This window comes from Photorhabdus caribbeanensis, from assembly GCF_018448885.1.
GTDB lineage: Bacteria > Pseudomonadota > Gammaproteobacteria > Enterobacterales > Enterobacteriaceae > Photorhabdus > Photorhabdus caribbeanensis.
On the sequence record NZ_RCWB01000100.1, the window covers coordinates 1 to 1,382 of the forward strand.

Genomic DNA, 1,382 nt, shown 5'->3' on the forward strand with positions numbered 1-1,382 from the left:
TAACGGAGCTTGCAGGGTTTACCATCGCCTTCAATCTCAATACAGATTTTGCCTGTACCGGATGTATAGGCTTTAGTCGCCATTAGATTATCTGTTCCTTTGCCGGTTAATGTATCTACCAGAAGATCGTCAATATAGACTTTTACTGTTTGCCGATGAATATCGGTATTAGAATAGGCTGTCAGGCCAAATCGAATACTTTGAGGTAACTGGAAACAGTGTTTACCTGTGTCATTGGTGCCACATGTTCCGCCACAACTTCCATTATTGCCTCGGTCACTGCCTAATAAATCGGTGTCAATCAATACCGCTGCTTGAGCTGTTTTGAAGGCTCCTCCGGTATAAGCAGTAACAGGAACAATTCCATGTGCAAGAGTATGTGATTGTGGATAAAATCCGATATGTTGATCGTCTTTGAGGAAATCAATAAAAGGATTATCTTGATGAATTTTTCTCCATGTAGCAGCATTCAGGTTTTTACTAAACTCTGGGTATGTCTTTGTTATTTCCCATCTGTCTGAGATAGATTTTCGCTTAATCGTGTGTGAGTTTACGGCATAATCAATGCAATCACTGCCTTTAAAGAAACAAACGCTACTTGTTGTTAATTCTATGGCCGCATCTATCCCATTTTCGAATTCGGTTTCTTTCAATCCGGGCCACCCATCTGCAATAAATTTTGGACCATCAGTTACTTTGGCTCTCGCTATGTTGAATTTAAGATATTGAGATCCTTTAAAAAAATATAAATAACCATTTAAATTAATCACATCATCAATATGTCTTTGAAACTCGATAGGAAGGTCGGGCCAATCATTACTGATAGGTTGATGGTAGTTTTTATCTGGTATATTTAATGTGTCATTAAATCTAGCGTTCTCTGCATTAAGGAATAAATAGACATATGGTTTCATTAATGTATATCCTTTATGGTTTTTAGGTTTGTCATTAATTTTTCATTTATTAAATTTCTTGTTTATAGATGAAACATAGTAATAATGACATTAAAACTATTTGGAGAAACAGAAAAATTCACACTGTGAAAACTAATGTAAAAGATAGATTGTGACAATATTATATATTAATAAATTATTTATTGATTTAATGATGTTGTTTTTTTGCAAAAAAATAAATATATACTAGGAGATAAGGCTTATATTATGCAATTAAGGTGTAATACGCTATTTTGTATTGCTGTTTAATTTGTTTTTTGTTTTAACAATAACATATTAAAAATATATTAAATTGATTCTTGGATTCACATAATAAGTGCAACATCGTTAATCCGGAAGTAAACATGTTCGTATTCCTTTAAATAATTCATTCGGGGTTTTCCCTCCCCGGGTTTTTCGGGGGCGATTATTTAATCGGTTTACCACAAA

Annotated in this window: 1 protein-coding gene and 1 pseudogene; both read right to left on the bottom strand. The window is 33.6% G+C overall.

Annotated elements, in window-relative coordinates; genetic code table 11:
- On the bottom strand, nt 1-914 hold a 914-nt coding region (locus tag EAE90_RS23125; protein WP_214055435.1), incomplete at its 3' end, for a fucose-binding lectin II.
- A gap of 366 nt (nt 915-1,280) precedes the next feature.
- Nucleotides 1,281-1,382 (bottom strand): annotated as a pseudogene (locus tag EAE90_RS23130) (IS30 family transposase); the annotation flags it as partial.